The organism is Polyangiaceae bacterium (assembly GCA_020633205.1).
In the GTDB taxonomy this organism is placed as follows: domain Bacteria; phylum Myxococcota_A; class Polyangia; order Polyangiales; family Polyangiaceae; genus JAHBVY01.
Window position 1 is genome coordinate 1,302,138 of sequence record JACKEB010000010.1, and the last position, 16,482, is coordinate 1,318,619.

The window sequence follows — 16,482 nt, forward strand, 5'->3', positions numbered from 1 at the left end:
CCCGCAAGCAACCAGGGAGAAACATACCAACAGTAGGCAAGGGCTGCGCATACCTTATCTATACGCAAAATCGGTGCTAGACGCAGCGGTCTGCTGCACGCGAGCGCGCCTGTAGCGAAACGCTGCACCCGACCGAGCGTCGGGGAGGTGCGCCTCCCCGCGCAATGCAGCGCGGGCTCAGCCGCCGCTAGGCGGCACTAGGGCGCTATCGACCGGTTCGTCCACCGCGCAGTCCGACTCAGGATGGGTCTCAGCGCTGGCCGCCGCAAGGGGCACGAACTCCGGCTGGCTCTTCATGCGCTCAGCGTGACGCTCGCCTTGATTGTCCTGCACCACCTTACCATCACGCATACGCACCACGCGGGGCATGCTCTCGGCGAACGCCGGGTTATGCGTAACGACGACGACCGTCGTGTTGTGCTGCTGGTTGATCGAGAAGAACAGATCGTGGATCGCGCTCCCGGTCGATGTGTCCAGGTTGCCCGTCGGTTCGTCCGCCAAGAGCAGCGCGGGCTCGAGCACCAAAGCCCGCGCGACCGCCACACGCTGCTGCTCACCGCCGGAGAGTTCTCCGGGACGATGATCGGCGCGCTCACGTAGGCCCACCTCATCCAGTAGCGCCACTGCGCGCTTCTCCATCTCCTTGCGCGAGCGGTTCTGGATCAAGCCCGGCATCATCACGTTCTCGAGCGCGTTGAACTCCGGCAACAGGTGATGAAACTGGAACACGAAACCGATCTTTTGATTCCGCACGGCAGCAAGACGACCAGGCGACATCGTCGTGAGTTCTTCACCCCCCAGACGGATAGAGCCTGAGGTCGGCAGATCCAGGGTGCCGATGCAGTGTAGGAGCGTGCTCTTGCCAGCGCCGGACTGACCTACGATGGACAGGATTTGGCCGGCCTCGATGGTCAGGTCGATGCCTTTGAGCACATCGAGGGTTCGCCCCATGTGCTGGAAGGATTTGGTCAGGTTCGAAATGGAAACCAGCGGTTCAGCCACGTTGATACTCCCTAAAGCCGCGTCACTCGTAGCGGATACCGTCCACCGGGCGCAGCCTGCTGGCTGCCAAGGCGGGATAGATGGTCGCGAGCGTCGTCACCAGCATCGCGCACAAAGCGATCAGCAGATAGTCGGTGAGGTTGACGCTGATTGGTAGGCGATCGACGTAGTAGACGTCGGGGTCGAGGCGGGTGCCGGAGAGCTTGAGTCCGACGCAAGTCACCGCTCCGGTGATCACGCCGAAAGTCGTACCGATCGCGCCAATGATCACGCCCTCGCTCATGAAGATTCGGAGGATCGAGCGGTCAGACGCGCCGATTGCCTTGAGGATGGCGATCTCCTTGCTCTTCTCCGTGACCATCAAGAGCAGCGTGCAGACGATGCAGAAGCTCGCGACGATGCACGCTAGGAACAGCACGATGAAGACCACGATCTTCTCCAGCTTCAGCGCCGCGAAGAGGTTCTTGTTGAGTTCTTCCCAGTCTCGAACTCGCAAGTCATCTCGCCCAAGCTTGCTGACGATTGCAGGACGCACCTTGCCCACGTCCTGCTCTCGCTCGACCTTCACCTCGATGCTGGTGATGTTCTTGTCCAGGTCGAGGAAGCGCTGGGCCACGTCGAGCTTCACGTAGGCGAAGCTCGCATCATACTCGTACATGCCGGAGTAGAAGATCGCAGCCACGCGGAAACGCCGCGTGCGAGGCATCACGCCCATCGGCCCCAGCTCGCCGAGTGGCCCGACGAGCGTGATCTCGTCGCCGACCAGGGCGTTCAGCGTCTTCGAGAGCTCGCGCCCGATGATGATTCCCGGCAGTTCCTCTTCTTCGGGTGGCCCGTCGAGCAGCGCCACCTTCTGCTTCCACTCCGCGAGGGGACCCTTGTAGTACGGGCGTCCGCCGGGGCCGTAGCCGATGACTTCATCTGGCGGCAGGTTCGCTAGGCGTTTCGTATCCGTGAGGTACTCGAACTTGCCGGCTTCGATGTTGCCCAGCAGGTCGATCACATTGCCGATGCTCTGGGTGTCGACGCCCTTGAGCAATACGCCGCCCGTGTTGGAGCTGCTGGAGGCCATGGCCTCGCCAGCGGCCATCGGCGTCGCGGCAACGACGCCCGGCATCTTGTCAAGCTCACTGACGGCGCCTTCCCAGTTTCCGAAGCCGCCGACGTCGGTGCTGTCGATGTGGATATGCGCGTTGTTGCCGAGGATCTTGCGCTTCAGGTCCTGCCCGAAGCCACCCATGATGCTGATCACCGCACACAGCGCGAAGGTGCTCACAGCCACGCCGGCAATGGAAAGCACGCTGATCACGGTCAAGAAACCGCTCTTTCCAGAGCGCACGTGCCGCGCGGCAATGTACCCGAGGAAACCGGAGCGCTCGACGCCGTCGAGGACGCGCGGGACCAGCAGGCCCAACCCCCCCAAACAAAAGAAGGTCAGCCCGACGGCCGCGGCGCCACGCACCAGTTGGTGCCACCAAACGAAGAAGCGTCCCTGCTCTTCGGGTAGAAATAGAGTAACGGCGCCGAGGCCCGCCGCACAGATGAACCCGCCAACGCTCATCGCGATCAGCAGCATCCGACGCCCACGGCTCGACAGCCGCTTGACGCCGATCACGGTCAAGTAGCCGATGAAGACTACCAGGACGAGCACTACGGCAAGGCGTCCAGCCAGGCCGATGAAATTCCAGATGTCGCTGAGGACGTTGGTCGACGGCTTTTCCTGCTCAAGGACCCCGGATGACGGCCCAAACGCCAACACGCTGGAGCGCAGCACTCCGTCGACCGCAGCCGCACCACGGCTGACAGCCAGACCCAGGCTCGCTCCAAATCCGTTCACGCTCAGCCTCTCGCCGCCGGTGCTTCGGGGCGCATCAGCGGGAACGCGATCACGTCGCGGATCGAACTCATGCCGGTGAGCAGCATGGTGAAGCGATCGACGCCCATGCCGAAGCCAGCGGCTGGCGGCATGCCGTGCTCCAGCGCGCGGATGTAGTCCTCGTCGAAGTCCATCGTCTCGTCCGCACCGCGGCTCTTCTTCGCGACTTGATCGCGGAAACGCGACGCTTGATCGTCGGGATCGTTGAGCTCGCTGAAGGCGTTGCAGATCTCGCGCCCCTCAGCGAACAACTCGAAGCGATCCGTGAGGGCCGGGTCAGAGTCCTTGCGGCGCGCCAGCGGAGACACCTCGAAGGGGTAGTCGATGATGAACACGGGCAGGCTCTTGCTGCCGTCTTGAGAGCGGTAGTCTTGAGGCAAGAACGGCTCCGCGAGGTATTCGTAGGCGGCAAACAGGCGCTCGCCGTCGCTCTCGCAAACCGAGAGGCCCTTACGTAGGTTCTTCCAGTCGATGCTGCCGGCGCGCTCGCTGCGCTTCGCGTAGTCGCGGATCAGCTCGTCTCCCTTGGCCCGAGCGTCGGCGGACAGGTCGTCGCTGACGGCGATCTCCTGCAGCTGCCCCATCAGCTCGGCGGGGATCTGGGCGGCTTCGCAAGCACGGCTCACGGCTTGTTTCATCGGCACGCGCGCAAACGGCTCGCTGAGGGAGAACTTACGCTCGGCCACCCATTTTTCGTAGTGAGAGCCCAAACCAAGCTTTTCGAGGCCCTGCTTCAGGTACGCATCGACATGCCGGAACATGTCTTGCGTCATCTGCATCAGCGTCTCGTAGGTCGCGTAAGCCCGGTAGAACTCGAGCATCGTGAACTCAGGGTTGTGCCGCGTGGAAATGCCTTCGTTGCGGAAGCAGCGCGCCAGCTCGTACACCCGCTCGAAGCCACCACACAGAAGCCGCTTCAGGTACAGCTCCGGCGCGATGCGCATGAAGAGCTGCATATCGAGGGCGTTGTGGTGCGTCTCGAAGGGACGCGCCGCCGCCCCGCCGATCAGCGGATGCAGCGTGGGCGTCTCGACCTCCATGAAGCCTAGGCCATCCAGGTAGTCCCGCAGCCCCTGCACGATCAGCGTGCGCGCGCGCATCACCACCGCGACGTCGGGGTTCGCCACCAAGTCGACGTAGCGACGGCGGTAGCGCAGGTCGACGTCGGAGAGGCCGTGCCATTTGTCTGGCAGCGGACGCAGCGCCTTGGTGAGCACACGCAGGTGCTGGGCTTCCACGCTGAGCTCGCCCGTCTTGGTCACCATCACGCGACCAATCACTTCGAGGTGATCGGCGATATCGATTTGCGAGAGCACGGGGAACTCGTCGCCCAGCACATCTTGCTTGGCGAAGATCTGAATCGTGCCGCTGCCGTCGCGCAGCTCCATGAAGGCGACCTTACCGAACCCGCGGCGCGCCATCAGGCGACCAAGCACCGTCACCTCAGGTTTCCCTGCGGCAAGCTCATCGACCTTGGCCGCGTCGTAGCGCAGCTCCGCGCTGTCGGTCAGTGCGGCGGCGTACTCTTCTCGCAGCGCCTTGACGAAGCTCCGCGCTTCTCCGGACACGTCATTCGCGAACGGGTTCTTGCCCTCGCCGCGCAGCTCGGCGGCCTTGCCACGACGGATCTCGATCAGCGCCTCTTCGCCCACTTCTTTGGGCTGTTCGCCGGCCTTTTGCTTGTCTTTGCTCATGCCTGGGCCTGGTTCTCGCCTTCACTCTGCTTCATCAGGTAGGCCTCGATGAAGCCGTCCAAGTCTCCGTTGAGCACGCCCTCGACGTCGCTCGACTCGTGATCCGTGCGCAGGTCTTTCACCATCTGGTAGGGCTGCAAGACGTAGCTGCGGATCTGGCTACCGAAGTCGATCTTGCCCTTGGCCGCCTCGTAGCGCTCCTTCTCGCCCAAGCGCTTGGCCTCTTCCATCTCGTAGAGGCGGGCCTTGAGCATCTTGAGCGCCATGCGGCGGTTCTGATGCTGCGAGCGCTCCATACGACACACGACCATGATTCCCGTGGGGAGATGGCGCATGCGCACCGCGGTCTCGACCTTGTTGACGTTCTGGCCGCCTTTGCCGCCAGCGCGCATGGTCGTGATCTCGAGCTCGGAGTCGGCGACTTCGATGTTGATCTCGTCTTCGATGTCTGGAGTCACCTCGACGGCAGCAAAGCTCGTCTGGCGCTTCGCAGCAGCATCGAAGGGACTGATGCGCACCAAGCGGTGCACGCCGCGCTCGGCGCGCAGGTAGCCGTAGGCGTTGGGCCCGGTGACGGTGAAGCTCGCGGCGTTGATACCGGCTTCTTGCCCGGCGTCCTCGTCGATGATCTCCGTCTTGAAGCCCTTCATCTCGCACCAACGCAGGTACATGCGGAGCAACATCTCCGCCCAGTCCTTCGCGTCGGTGCCGCCCGCGCCGCTGTTGATGCTGACGATGGCGTTGGCGTGATCGGTCTCGCCGCTCAGCATGCGCTGGAGCTCCGCCTTGCGCAGACGTCCGTCGATGGCTTCCACCATCTCCGCCACCTCTTTCAAGGTGGACTCGTCGTCTTCGGCTTCGGCGAGCTCGAGATACTCACTGGCCTCGGTCACCTCTTTGTCGAGGCGCTCGACCAGTTCGATCTTCTCTTGGGCTGCGCTGCGTTTGCGTAGGAGCGCTTGAGCCTTCTCCTGGTTGTCCCAGAAGCCGCTAGCGCTGGCTATGTCATCGAGCTCTTCGACGTTTCGCTTCAGTTGAGCGACGTCAAAGATGCCCCCTTAGCGCCTCGAGGCGCCTTTGAAGGTCGGAAATTGCGCTACGCGTCTCTGCAAGCATGGTGCGCGGGTTCTACACCTCAGGCCCCAGCGGCGCCAGCTTGAAACACTTGCGTCAGGGAGCGGCGCTCCTCACCCCCAACCAAGCCCACGTCAAAGACGATTCGCCTATTTTTCTTGGGGATCGGGTGAGGGCACGAGTCGCCCAAAGAGGCCGCCAGTGAGCACATCCAGGCGCAAGCGCGCCTGCACCGCCAAGAGCTGGAAGCGCAGCTGGTCTTCGACGGTCAAGTTGGGATCGACGGCGCGCAGCTCCGCGAGCTGCCACGCAAACAGCGCCTCGAGCACGCGCTCCACGACTTGATCGCGGCGTGCCTGCTCTGACTGCCGCAGGCGAGCCAGCCCGACCTCCTCACGCTGAAATACGACGCCGTTCAGCTTCCAGCTGAGCTTCACCTCACCGTACAGGTCGCTGCCATCCGACTGGGTGTAGCGATACGGATCCGAAGAAGTCGGAGTCAGCCGCAGAGACCGGTCGGTGCTGCGGCCCGCGCGCAAAGACAGCTCGGGCAACCAAGCTGAAGACTTCGAACGCGACGCAAGGGACGCCAAGCGCCGCGCGCGTGCCCTTGCCCCATCCACCGCAAGCGCCCGCCGCACCAGCCGCTTCACCAACGTCGGGGAGACATTCAGCTCCTCAGGCAAGCTCGCCCGCTCTGGCGCTGGTTGCTCCGCCTGGGGAGCGTCCGCGGGTGGCTCCGCTGACGCATCTGCTGGGGGCTCCGCCAAGCTCTGCCGCGCGCGTGGCCCCGCGCCGAAGTCCCCGAGCGGCAACGAGAGCTGGGCGACGACCCAGGTCTCCCGCGAGTCTTCCCGCTGACGCAGCCCGCCGGTGAGCTGCAGCTCAGCCTGCCCCGACTGCGCCGCAGCGGGACATTGCCACGCGGCAATTAAGGCAATGACCAAGAGAGCGACGAAATGCGACGAACGCCAACGAGAGGGTGCCATATTGCCTGACTCGGGCGCCCACGGACTCAGTTGCCAACGAGGCTATTCCAGGACCGCATTTGGCGGGCGCCGCCGCACGCCACCGACCGCCAGCTACTGGCAGGCTTCGCCTTCGGGCGCCCCGGCCCGCGTCCACGCGATGAGCACGTCGCGGTCCGTGTCGGAGATGTCCTGCACCGGAGGCTCTACCTTGAGCGTGACAGGTGGCATGAAGTCTTCCTCGAGGGCGTCCAACATGCGGCGATAGAGTGGCTCCCCGCCTCGCACGCGATGGATTTCGTCCAGAGAAATGAAGGAGTAGGGCGCGCCGTATTGCTTCTCTTCCCCGTGGCAACGCAGGCAGTTGCGCTCCAGCACCTGCTGCACTTCACACGGAATGGGTCGCGAGACGGTCTCCTCTTCAGGCTCAGCGCCGCCCGAGCAGCCGAGCAGGCACCCGGACACACCGAAGTAGGCGATGCGAAAGGCGCGGCGCTTTCGCAGGGCGAGTGCGAAGAAGAGTGAGGAGTGGCTAAGCCAGGGAAGATGCGGCATCAGAGCGAGGCCCGTCGCAGGGCGCGCTCGGGCAGCGTGAACCATGAGACCAAGAACGTCAGCGCGCCAGTGCCTAAAGGGATCGAGCTGCTGAGGGATCGAGCTCTTGAGGGATCGAGCTGCTGAGGACCGAGCTGTGAGCGTGGATGCGTCAGGCGTAGCGGCCAGCGACCGCAGCTGCAGCATCCGCACGCTCCGCAGACGCAGGCGGCGCGGCGGCGTGGGGGCGATACAAGAGCGCGACTGGGTCGAGCGCGCAAATCACCGCTGTGGCCATCACCAGGAACTCGCCAGACTCACGCCGCCACCCGAGGGCGCCCCGCAGGATCGCGTGGGGCGAGTAGCCCGTGGGCTCGACGAGCAGCTCGCCCGCCGCCTGAGTGACCGCCACGTCCAATGAGTGACGCGAGGCAGGCAGCCCAGGCGCCCACCAGGCGAGGCGCACGACTGGAGCACCGTCGGGTTGCTCGCTGAGGTGCCGAGCGAAGCTGGCTTGCGCAACACACCAGCTGACAACGATGCGTTGGGCGCGCACGAACAGCACGCAGCTATCGGGGGACTCGAGATCCCCACCGGCGTCCCGCTCCGTGGACGCTTCGGCAACGATCGCCACGGCCGCGGCAACAATTTCCTTAGGGATACTCTCCAAAGTCGGTTCCTCGACGGCCTGCTCCGAGGCGTTTGGCGAGGTATCCTGCTCTGGCTCTGCGTCCTCCGGCTCTGCGTCCACCAGCTCCGCGTCCACCGGCGAGGCGGCAGCGGCGGTGTCGGCGCGGGAGTCTACCGGCTCGGTCGCATCGTTGGCAGCGACAGGTTCCGAAGGGGGAAGCTCGTCGCTCAGCTGCGTCGTGCGCAGCGTGGGCGCCTCGAGCTCGACTTCTGCCTTCGCTGACGGTTCCACGCTGGTTGCCACGATAGCCGGGACGGAATCCGAATCGACGTAGGACACTAGCGGCGTGACGACATCAGGGCTGGGTGCGTCGACGGCGTCGTGACCTGAGTCGACGTCTAGAGGTTCCCCGGACCGTGATTCGATCGCAGCAGGAGACTCGGCGGGAGTCGCCGGTGCCGCGTCGGACCACGCAAATGATTCCTCAGGGAAATCGTCATCCCCGCCAAGCTTGCGCGCCTCGAGATCTGAGAGAAGCCGGCTCGCGACCTCGTGCTCTGGCTCTTTCTCGAGCACCTCCTGGAGCACCGCAATCCCACGCCCCAGGTGACCCTGCGCTGCGTAGATCTCCGCTAGCGTCACGGTGGCAAGTGGACGGCGGCCCGACGAAACGCTTCCGGGACCGTCTCCACGGATCACCTTCGCCGCGTCAGGCAGGTGGAGCCCTTGCTCCACCAGGCCTGCGAGCAAATCGCGTGCGACCCCAAACCAACCGCGCACGCTCTTGACCTCGGTCGGATCTGCGAAGCTCAGCCGCAGAATCTCGTCGATCAGTTCATCCCGAGTCATCACCTCGGGACGCTCAATGCCCCGCGAGCGAGCAAGCTCGATGAGCTCTTGGCGTTGCAGTCGGTCGAGTGAGGAGCGGTCCACCGCTGAAAGCTAGATGAGACCGCCGCGTTCGTGAAGTCCCAACGGCGTCGCAGCGAGGAATCAAACCCAGGCGACGGACGCCGGTTCGCGTTTCTTGAGCGCCTCACGTGCCTGCTCCGCATCCGCTTTGATCTGCGCGACGAGGCTGGGCAAGCCCTCAAACTTGCGTTCCTCTCTGAGGCGCGCGACGAAGTGCACTCGAAGACGACGTCCGTAGAGATCGCCGCTGAACGCCCCCTGCTGGCTCGAGCCGGGCGCGTGGTCTAACAGATGCGCTTCCACGCTGAGAGCGCCTTGCTCCTTGACTGTCGGGCGCACCCCCAGGTTGGTGACCGCAGTGCCTAGCGCGCGGCCGGCGCCACCATCGCTGATGTCGTCCACCAAGCAGGCGTAGACACCAAACGGCGGCAACATCTCGACAGCACCAGAGATATTTGCCGTAGGGAAACCGATTGTGCGGCCACGTTGATCGCCTTGCACCACGACACCGCTCACCGAGTGCGGCCGCCCCAGCAGCCGGGCCGCCTCGATCACCTCGCCGCTGCGCAACAGCTCGCGGATCCGAGAGCTCGAAATCGGTCGCTCTGCGTCTGCCAAAAGGGGCTCCGCCTGTGCGTCGAAGCCATAGCGCTCCCCGAGCTGTTGAAGCGTCCCGAGGTCGCCAGCGCGTCCCTGTCCAAAGCGAAAGTTCGCGCCTACGATGACGTGCGCCGCGCGCAGCTTGTCTCGCAGGAAATCCCGAGCGAACTGCTCCGGGGTGTTGGCCGCCAGCTCTCGCGTGAACGGCTCCACGACCAGAGCTAGCTCCGGACTCACCCGAGCCATCAGCTGCGCCTTACGCTCCTCGTCGGTCAGCCGATCGAGGTGCATCCCCGCGAGCACCTCGAGGGGATGTGGGTCGAAGGTCAGCACGAGAGGGACCAACGCGCGGGCTCGCGCCCGCTCAGCGGCAGCCGTCAAGACCGCCTGGTGCCCGCGGTGCACCCCATCGAAGTTGCCGATGGCAACCAGGCTAGGCGCGTCCGACTGGAGGGCGTCCAAGCCGCGGATCAGCGGGCTGCGAGGGGCGTGGGGCACGGGCAGGCCTTTACTACAGGCACCCCGGCTTGGCCACGCTCCAGCCGTGCAGGAGCACCCTGCACGGCCTGTGATGTGAGAGCGAGGCCGTCAGGACCCGGTGGCCATCGAGCGAGAACTGTCCGCACTGGGTATCAAATGCTCCGCGTCAACCTGCAGCAGACCTAGCGCCTGCAGCACCCGACAAGCGAAGTAGCCGGCGTCCGGCTCCCAAGCGCGAAAGCTGAACTTGGCCGAGCGTGGATAGGCGTGGTGGTTGTTTTGCAGTCCCTCGCCAGCCACGCAGAGCGCCACCGTCAGGTTGTTCCTGCTGTCATCGCCGGTCTCGAAGTTCCTGCCGCCAACAGCATGCCCGAAGGCGTTGACCAGGCCGCCCTGCACGGGGTGGCTCATCATCCCGAGGTAGTAGGCGGCAGCCAGAAGCCAGCCACCGCCCAGCGCGCCTATCCCCAGGGCAACGAGGAGATGAACGGTGTATGGGATCCACCACACCCGTTTACGGTTCATCCAGCTGATCTCGAAGTCGAGCCCTTGGGTGAAGGCGTTTAGTCGCGGGTCCTTACGAGCAAGGCCCACCAGGGTACGCTCGTAGCTCCTGAGCTGTTCGAGGGGGATCCCAAGCAGCCCGACGTTGGTCGGACTGTGCGGGTCCTGCGGCGTGTCTGAGTAGGCGTGGTGACGTCGATGCATCACCACCCAGGCCTTGGGATCCAGCCCCGTGACCCAAACTCCATAGCGGATCACGAAGCGCCGCAAACGGGGGCCCAGCGTCACGGCGCCATGCGCTAAACCGCGGTGATAACCGACCGTAATCATTAATACATTCAGCGTATAGGCAGCCAGGAAGACTGCTGCGCAGAGCACGAAATACATCTCTCACCTCACCGTCGCTCGGGGTTACGACCCAGTAGGTTACGGATAGGTAAGTTACGCTATCGTAGGCTACGGTCAAGCAACTTTCGCGCGCGTAGTCGTTCTGAAGTACGACGCGATCAATGACCAAGCGCATGACCCACGCCGAGCGCCGCGCCCAGCTGATCCAAGTCGGCCGCGCGGTGTTCGCCAAGCACGGCTACGAATCGACGTCGGTCGAGGAGATCGCGCGCGAAGCCAAGGTGTCGAAGCCGATCGTGTACGAACACTTCGGCGGCAAAGAAGGACTCTACGCGATCATCGTCGATCGCGAGATGGACTCCCTCTACGAGCGCATCAGCGATGCCATCGCGCAGGGCTCCGCGCGCACGCGCTTCGAGCAGGCAGTGCTGGCGTTTCTCAGCTATGTCGAGGACGAGCCAGATGGCTTCGCGGTGCTCACTCGAGACGCGCCGATGCAGATGCGCGGGCGAGGTATGCCGTCTGTCATCAGCGATCTGGGCACGCGTGTGCGCGACATCTTCAACGAGCAGTTCAAGACGCTTGGATACGACGCGAAGGTCGCGCCCATCTACGCCCACGCGCTGATCGGGATGGTGACTCTGGTTGGTCAGTGGTGGGGCAGCGATCCGCGCCGCTTCAAGAAAGAGGTGGTCGCGAGCCACCTCGCCGCGATCGGCTGGATGGGCCTGCGTCACCTTCCGCAGAAACCCCAACGCATCCAGTAAGCCCGAGCGTATCCTCCCCCTCGATGACTCCCGACCAAGCGCTGGAAGAAGCCAAGGCCGGCACGCTGCGCCCGGTGTACCTGGTGTGGGGGAGCGAGCGCTTCCTGCACGACTCTGTGCTCAAGGCGCTGCGCGATGCGGCGACCCAAGGGGGCATCCCCGGCCTCAACGATGATCAGCTGGTCGCCGGCGAGCACTCCGCCGACGCTGCGATCGCCGCCGCACGCACCCTGCCGATGATGGGCGATCGGCGCCTAGTGTTGGTGCGACACATCGACCGCTGGGAGAAGTCCGCCAAGAGCGGCAAAGGCGGCAACGATCTCGACCGCATGCTCGACTATGCGTCAAACCCCGCGGATACAACAGTGATGGTGCTGTCGAGCGCCAGCTTGGACAAGCGCCGAAAGCTCTTCACGCAAGCCAAGAAGGAAGGTTGGCTGGTCGAGTGTGAGCCACCCAAGACCCACGAGTTGCCAGGCTGGGTGATGCGGGCGGTGAAGGAACGCGGAAACAAAATCTCGGGAGCGGTGGCAGAGTTCATCGCGGCCATCGGCGGGACAGATTTGGCGCAGCTCGACGACGCAGTGGAACGCGTGTGCCTCTACGTGGGTCCCGGAAACGAAGTCACGGAAGCAGCTGTGGGCGAGTGCGTCGTGCGCCTAAGCTCCACCAGCGCCTTCGAGCTGGTAGACGCTGTTGCTCGGCGTGACATCTCCGCCTGCATGAAGACGCTGGCCGCCGTCTACGATCCCGATGATCGCGGCCTACGCCTGGTCGGTCTGCTCTCATGGTCTGCCCGTCAGTTGCTCGGGTTTGCTGCCGCGAGGCGCCAGGGACAGTCACCAGCAGACGCGGCGAAGACCGCCGGTGCGCCGCCCTTCAAGGCCAAGGATCTGGACGCTCAGGTCCGACGCATTCGCCCCCGCGACCTGGAGGCCTGGCTCGGTACCCTCGCTGAGGTGGATCGCGCTCTCAAAGGCGGCTCAGCGCGGCCCCCGCGCGCCGTGCTGGAAGAGGCGATCATCGGCATGTGCACCTCTCACAGCGCCTGAAAAAGCGGCGCTTACGGGCAATCCCCAGCGCGGCCATCAAACAAAAGCAGCGCGGCCATCCAACAAAAGCAGCGCGGCCATCAAACAAAAGCAAATAGCGTAGGTGTCTGAAATCCGGGCGTTTTGTCGGCCCCGTTGGGCGCCGGAGCCTTGACCATTTCTCGGCCGGGTACCATTCTCCTGGCTAACTCCGCATTGAAGTCGCTCGTAAGAGCGGGCATGGCCCAGCGCCAGGCACGTTTTCACCAGCGATGTGGTTGCCAACTAGAGGTCGATCCCAGACAGCGCATGTTGCGCTCACCTGGAGTGAAGCTGAACGCTGCCGCCCCTTGCCGAGTTTGACGCTCAGATGACCAATGAGAAGCATCCAGGCCTAGAGGCGCTCGCCAAGGCGACCGTCCCTACCCGTTTCGGCGTATTCGACTTCCATGTCTTCCACTGGCATGGCCCGAAGCCGCACCCCGCGCTCAGCGACGAGCACCTCGCATTGGTGGTGGGTGATGTGCGCGGCAAGCGCGACGTGCCCTTACGCATCCACTCCGAGTGCCTGACCAGCGAGGTGTTCAGCTCGCTGAAGTGCGATTGCAAGGAGCAACTCGAAGGGGCTCAGCGCTACGTCTCCAACATGGGTGAAGGCGTGGTGCTCTACTTGCGCCAAGAAGGTCGTGGCATCGGGCTCGCGAACAAGATCAAGGCGTACGCGCTGCAGTCTGAAGGCGCGGACACCATCGAAGCCAACCAGCTGCTCCACCTCCCGGTGGACGCTCGCACGTACGACGTCGCCGCAGCGATGATCGAGCACCTGGGCATCGGGTCGATTCAGCTCATCACCAACAACCCGGAGAAGGTTGCGGGCCTGAGGGAGCTCGGCGTCGAAGTCAGCAACCGCATCCCGATGGTGATCCAGCCGAATCCGTTCTCCGAGGGCTATCTCGACGTGAAGCGGCGCCGCATGGCCCACTATCTCCCCACCTACGCTGGCCGATCGGTGACGGAGTTCGACAGCTTATTCCTCACGGCTGAAGACGCCAGCGCCGAATAGCGCGATTTAGTTCCCCACGGAATTCATGCGCAACACAGAGCCCAGCAATTAACACAGAGCCCAGCAACTGCTGGGCTCTGTCACATTTGTGGCCCAAGTCCGTAGACACACGCGACGCTGTGCTTGCGCTCGCTTGTTTTTTTGGGGGGAGAGGAGCGCTGTGCAGCAGACCAGATGGGGCTCACGGTCTCACTGGTGCGAACTCGATCTCTATCTGCTCGTAGCCGAGGGACTTGAGCAGGCTCTCGAGCGTGCGCTCAGCGCCGCTCTGCGCGCGTTTCAAGATGCCCGCCTTCTTGGCCGCCTCCTCCAGGTCTTCGACCGCGAGCCGCCGAGCCTGCCCCTCCAAGTCGAGTTTGCGCTTCGCTAGGAGGTCGGTGGTGCGTGAGTGCACATAGGTGTGTTCCTCATCCAGACTGACGCCAAAGATGCTCGGCGCGGGTAACTTGAGCTTCACCCGGCGCGCCTCTCGGTCGACTTCGATGTCTTCTGCCTTCAGGCTCTTGAGATCGACTCCCGCGCTCACATCGGCGGCGGCGACGAGGAGGATAGCGTCCTCAGCCTTGAGTAGTCCGAACGCGGGACGCTGTTCGTCCTTCAGCTCGACCACTCTTTCCATGTGAAAAGACACTGTCTCGAGGCGAGAAAGCTCGCGAACGCTCTCCAGCACAGGCGCCCCGACTCGCACCTCGACGATGCGCTCCTTGGGAGGCTCCGTGAGCGCCCGTGCGATCGCGAAGCCGCCGCCGAGGGCACCCAGGAGCGCGATGAACAGCACCAGGAAGAAGAGCCAGCGAGGCATCTCATTGCCTGAGTCGGGTTCGCCTAGCGGTGGCCGAGAACTGGCTCGCTCAGTATCCGACTTCGGGCCCACGCCTCGCTCGATCTCGCCCACTCCTGGGTTTTGGCCGGGCTGGTTCACGTCGTCAAGCGAGGGTCAGTCTTCCTTGCGGATCTCCTTGGCAACCTGCTTGTCGACCTCGTCGACCTTCTTCTCTGCATCGTCTGCGGCCTGCTTGAGGTCCTGCTTGGTCTCCGCCATGTCTTGCTTGGCCTCTTGCTTCTGCTCCGCGACGTCCTGCTTGAGGTCCGCCTTGGCCTTCTGCAGGTCCTTCTCCGCTTGGTCAGTTGCCTTGTCTATCTCCTTGGCTTCTTCCTTGGCCTCCTCTTTGACCGCCGAAGCGGTGTCGTCGCAAGCGACGCTGAGCATGGACACGCCAAGTGCTGAAACCAGCAGGCCGAGCTTGATGAGTTGAGTCTTCATGTCTTTCTCCTGTGCGTGCGCGCACGTCGCGCGCTTGTGCGAGGCAAGCACTACAAAGCACGTGCCAAGCGCACGGGGGAGCAGAGCGCCGTGAGTACGCACTCTAGCGGACCATGTCGGCCACACCCCCTCGCGCTTCGGGGCACAGCGTCTCGCTCGATGTTGGGCGGCAGGGCACACCGCACGGTAGCGCTGGGTCAATTTGGTTCTGCCACGCATTGACCCACGGAAAACCTCCCGGTTCGTTTCAAGCGCGCGGAAGCCAAGGATTTGCCCGCCAAGGGCCCATTTGACGGCGTCACTCCCTCACCCCCGACCCTGCCGAATCCGATGTCGGCACGCCCCTCGCAATGGGCCCTCAACGAAAGGAGCCCGATATGCAACTTAGGCAAGTCGGCGTTTTACTGGCGAGTATTTGGGGTGTGGCACTACTCCCCGCCTGCGCTGGTAGTCAGCCACCCACAAACGACCTAACCCAAGCCAAAGCGACCATCCGTGCCGCGGAGGAAGTCGGCGCCGACGGAGCCCCACAAGCGTCCGTCTATCTCAAGCTCGCCCGCGACGGTGCTAGCCGCGCGGAAAGGCTGATGGCCGAGGATGAAAACGACAAGGCCCGCACGGTCTTGGAGCGCGCCGAGATGGACGCGCAGGTTGCCCTGGAGCTGGCGCGCACGTCGAACGAGCGCGTCGCCGCACAGGACGCCTGGAAGAAGGTTGAAGAGCTCAAGGAGGACAACTGATGGCCCACCGCACACTAGCGTTTACTGGCATCGCAGCCCTGCTCGTCGCATGCGGCTCGACTGGTCCCTCTGAGCAGCTGGTCAAGGCCCGCTCGGCATACGACCACTCCGCGAACGGCGCAGCCGCCCGCTACTCACCCGCTCGCGTGCTGGACGCAAAGCAAGCCCTCACGGCTGCGGAACGCGCGGACGACAACTCCCCGGAGGAGAAGCACCTAGCGTACATCGCCACGCGCAAAGCAGCGCTGGCGGACGCCGAAGCGGATTTCAAGATTCAGAAGGAGAGCGCCGCTGAGGCCGATACCGAATATCAGCGCCTGCTCAAGCAGCAACGTCAAGCTGCCAAGGCCGACCTGGAGCGCACCCGTGAAGCACTGCACGACACCGTAGATGCCCTGGGAACGATCCGCGAGGATCTGAAGAAGAAGGACGCCAAGGTCGACGAGCTGAACGAAAAGCGCGAAGCCTTGGAAGCACGTAAGGCCGAGCTCGAGAAGACTCAAGCTGCCCTAGAGGGTGATCTCACCGCGAGTGAGAAGGCTCGAAAGGAAGCAGAGGCACGCGCAGCTGCGGCGCTAGCCAGCCTCGACAAGCTCGCCAACATCAAGGAAGAGGCGCGCGAGACCGTGATCACGCTCTCGGGCTCCGTGCTCTTCGAGACTGGTAAGTCCGCGCTGCTCCCCATTGCCAAGGAGCGACTCAACAAGGTCGCTGACGCACTGAAGGAGATGGACAGCAGCCGGAAGATCGTCATCGAGGGTCACACCGACTCACGTGGCGCAGACAAGATGAACTACAAGCTCTCCCTAGACCGCGCCGCCGCCGTGCGTGAGTACCTCGTCAGTCAGGGCGTGGACCCGCAACAGGTGCAGGCCGAAGGCAAGGGTGAATCAGCGCCGATTGCAGACAACGGCACCCCAGAGGGCCGCGCAAACAATCGCCGCGTGGAAATTCATATCAAGAAGTAGACAGGAGGATTACCTTGAAGACGAAG

Annotated in this window: 16 protein-coding genes; 5 read left to right on the forward strand and 11 right to left on the reverse strand. The window is 63.8% G+C overall.

The window, feature by feature from the left end:
• Positions 1 to 177: 177 nt before the first annotated feature.
• From H6718_05420 to H6718_05460, 9 genes are all read right to left on the reverse strand, one after another.
• Positions 178 to 951: an ABC transporter ATP-binding protein gene (locus tag H6718_05420; protein MCB9584813.1), complete on the reverse strand. Its 774-nt coding sequence runs from the start codon at positions 949 to 951 to the stop codon at positions 178 to 180.
• Positions 952 to 1,024: 73 nt separating this feature from the next.
• On the reverse strand, positions 1,025 to 2,578 hold the full coding sequence (locus H6718_05425) for an ABC transporter permease (GenBank protein MCB9584814.1): 1,554 nt from the start codon (positions 2,576 to 2,578) through the stop codon (positions 1,025 to 1,027).
• Between the two features lie 263 nt (positions 2,579 to 2,841).
• On the reverse strand, positions 2,842 to 4,572 hold the full coding sequence (locus H6718_05430; GenBank protein MCB9584815.1) for a lysine--tRNA ligase: 1,731 nt from the start codon (positions 4,570 to 4,572) through the stop codon (positions 2,842 to 2,844).
• A protein-coding gene (prfB, locus tag H6718_05435; protein ID MCB9584816.1) for a peptide chain release factor 2 occupies positions 4,569 to 5,688 on the reverse strand; the annotation gives its coding sequence in 2 pieces (ribosomal slippage) (positions 4,569 to 5,618 and positions 5,620 to 5,688; 1,119 coding nt in all). The genes H6718_05430 and prfB overlap by 4 nt, the downstream gene beginning before the upstream one ends.
• A 107-nt stretch (positions 5,689 to 5,795) precedes the next feature.
• Positions 5,796 to 6,635, reverse strand: coding sequence for a hypothetical protein (locus H6718_05440; protein MCB9584817.1), 840 nt, complete (start codon positions 6,633 to 6,635; stop codon positions 5,796 to 5,798).
• A gap of 93 nt (positions 6,636 to 6,728) precedes the next feature.
• Positions 6,729 to 7,169, reverse strand: a complete 441-nt coding sequence (locus H6718_05445; protein ID MCB9584818.1) for a hypothetical protein — start codon at positions 7,167 to 7,169, stop codon at positions 6,729 to 6,731.
• A gap of 151 nt (positions 7,170 to 7,320) precedes the next feature.
• Positions 7,321 to 8,712: a hypothetical protein gene (locus H6718_05450; GenBank protein ID MCB9584819.1), complete on the reverse strand. Its 1,392-nt coding sequence runs from the start codon at positions 8,710 to 8,712 to the stop codon at positions 7,321 to 7,323.
• Positions 8,713 to 8,772: 60 nt separating this feature from the next.
• On the reverse strand, positions 8,773 to 9,723 hold the full coding sequence (locus H6718_05455; GenBank protein ID MCB9584820.1) for a bifunctional riboflavin kinase/FAD synthetase: 951 nt from the start codon (positions 9,721 to 9,723) through the stop codon (positions 8,773 to 8,775).
• A gap of 156 nt (positions 9,724 to 9,879) precedes the next feature.
• Complete coding sequence (locus H6718_05460; GenBank protein ID MCB9584821.1) at positions 9,880 to 10,662, reverse strand: acyl-CoA desaturase; 783 nt, start codon at positions 10,660 to 10,662, stop codon at positions 9,880 to 9,882.
• Between the two features lie 122 nt (positions 10,663 to 10,784).
• On the opposite strand from H6718_05460, the gene H6718_05465 reads away from it, so the two are divergent.
• The 3 genes from H6718_05465 (at position 10,785) to ribA (ending at position 13,484) form a co-directional block, all read left to right on the forward strand.
• Entirely contained in the window at positions 10,785 to 11,390 is a 606-nt protein-coding gene (locus tag H6718_05465) for a TetR/AcrR family transcriptional regulator (protein MCB9584822.1), read from the forward strand.
• A gap of 23 nt (positions 11,391 to 11,413) precedes the next feature.
• Complete coding sequence (gene holA, locus H6718_05470; GenBank protein ID MCB9584823.1) at positions 11,414 to 12,442, forward strand: DNA polymerase III subunit delta; 1,029 nt, start codon at positions 11,414 to 11,416, stop codon at positions 12,440 to 12,442.
• 349 nt (positions 12,443 to 12,791) lie between these two features.
• The gene (ribA, locus tag H6718_05475) at positions 12,792 to 13,484 is read left to right on the forward strand and encodes a GTP cyclohydrolase II (GenBank protein ID MCB9584824.1); all 693 of its coding nucleotides are present in this window, start codon (positions 12,792 to 12,794) and stop codon (positions 13,482 to 13,484) included.
• Positions 13,485 to 13,665: 181 nt separating this feature from the next.
• Here ribA and H6718_05480 read toward each other — a convergent pair whose 3' ends face one another.
• Both H6718_05480 and H6718_05485 read right to left on the reverse strand, forming a co-directional pair.
• Positions 13,666 to 14,286, reverse strand: coding sequence for a DUF4230 domain-containing protein (locus H6718_05480; GenBank protein MCB9584825.1), 621 nt, complete (start codon positions 14,284 to 14,286; stop codon positions 13,666 to 13,668).
• 135 nt (positions 14,287 to 14,421) lie between these two features.
• Positions 14,422 to 14,748 carry a hypothetical protein gene (locus H6718_05485; GenBank protein ID MCB9584826.1) on the reverse strand — a complete coding sequence of 109 codons (327 nt, stop codon included), beginning with the start codon at positions 14,746 to 14,748 and terminating at the stop codon, positions 14,422 to 14,424.
• 377 nt (positions 14,749 to 15,125) lie between these two features.
• Here H6718_05485 and H6718_05490 point away from each other — a divergent pair, with 377 nt between their 5' ends.
• Both H6718_05490 and H6718_05495 read left to right on the forward strand, forming a co-directional pair.
• Positions 15,126 to 15,488, forward strand: coding sequence for a DUF4398 domain-containing protein (locus tag H6718_05490; protein MCB9584827.1), 363 nt, complete (start codon positions 15,126 to 15,128; stop codon positions 15,486 to 15,488).
• Positions 15,488 to 16,456, forward strand: a complete 969-nt coding sequence (locus tag H6718_05495) for an OmpA family protein (protein MCB9584828.1) — start codon at positions 15,488 to 15,490, stop codon at positions 16,454 to 16,456. Before H6718_05490 ends, H6718_05495 begins: the two co-directional genes overlap by 1 nt.
• The last annotated feature ends 26 nt before the right edge of the window (positions 16,457 to 16,482 follow it).

Bases quoted from the DNA above. Each gene is read 5' to 3' on its own strand.
- H6718_05420 (MCB9584813.1), bottom strand. From the start codon at position 951: ATGGGGCGAACCCTCGATGTGCTCAAAGGCATCGACCTGACCATCGAG.
- H6718_05425 (MCB9584814.1), bottom strand. From the start codon at position 2,578: ATGCTGCTGATCGCGATGAGCGTTGGCGGGTTCATCTGTGCGGCGGGC.
- H6718_05430 (MCB9584815.1), bottom strand. From the start codon at position 4,572: ATGAGCAAAGACAAGCAAAAGGCCGGCGAACAGCCCAAAGAAGTGGGC.
- H6718_05440 (MCB9584817.1), bottom strand. From the start codon at position 6,635: ATGGCACCCTCTCGTTGGCGTTCGTCGCATTTCGTCGCTCTCTTGGTC.
- H6718_05445 (MCB9584818.1), bottom strand. From the start codon at position 7,169: ATGCCGCATCTTCCCTGGCTTAGCCACTCCTCACTCTTCTTCGCACTC.
- H6718_05460 (MCB9584821.1), bottom strand. From the start codon at position 10,662: ATGTATTTCGTGCTCTGCGCAGCAGTCTTCCTGGCTGCCTATACGCTG.
- H6718_05465 (MCB9584822.1), top strand. From the start codon at position 10,785: ATGACCAAGCGCATGACCCACGCCGAGCGCCGCGCCCAGCTGATCCAA.
- holA (MCB9584823.1), top strand. From the start codon at position 11,414: ATGACTCCCGACCAAGCGCTGGAAGAAGCCAAGGCCGGCACGCTGCGC.
- ribA (MCB9584824.1), top strand. From the start codon at position 12,792: ATGACCAATGAGAAGCATCCAGGCCTAGAGGCGCTCGCCAAGGCGACC.
- H6718_05480 (MCB9584825.1), bottom strand. From the start codon at position 14,286: ATGCCTCGCTGGCTCTTCTTCCTGGTGCTGTTCATCGCGCTCCTGGGT.
- H6718_05485 (MCB9584826.1), bottom strand. From the start codon at position 14,748: ATGAAGACTCAACTCATCAAGCTCGGCCTGCTGGTTTCAGCACTTGGC.
- H6718_05490 (MCB9584827.1), top strand. From the start codon at position 15,126: ATGCAACTTAGGCAAGTCGGCGTTTTACTGGCGAGTATTTGGGGTGTG.
- H6718_05495 (MCB9584828.1), top strand. From the start codon at position 15,488: ATGGCCCACCGCACACTAGCGTTTACTGGCATCGCAGCCCTGCTCGTC.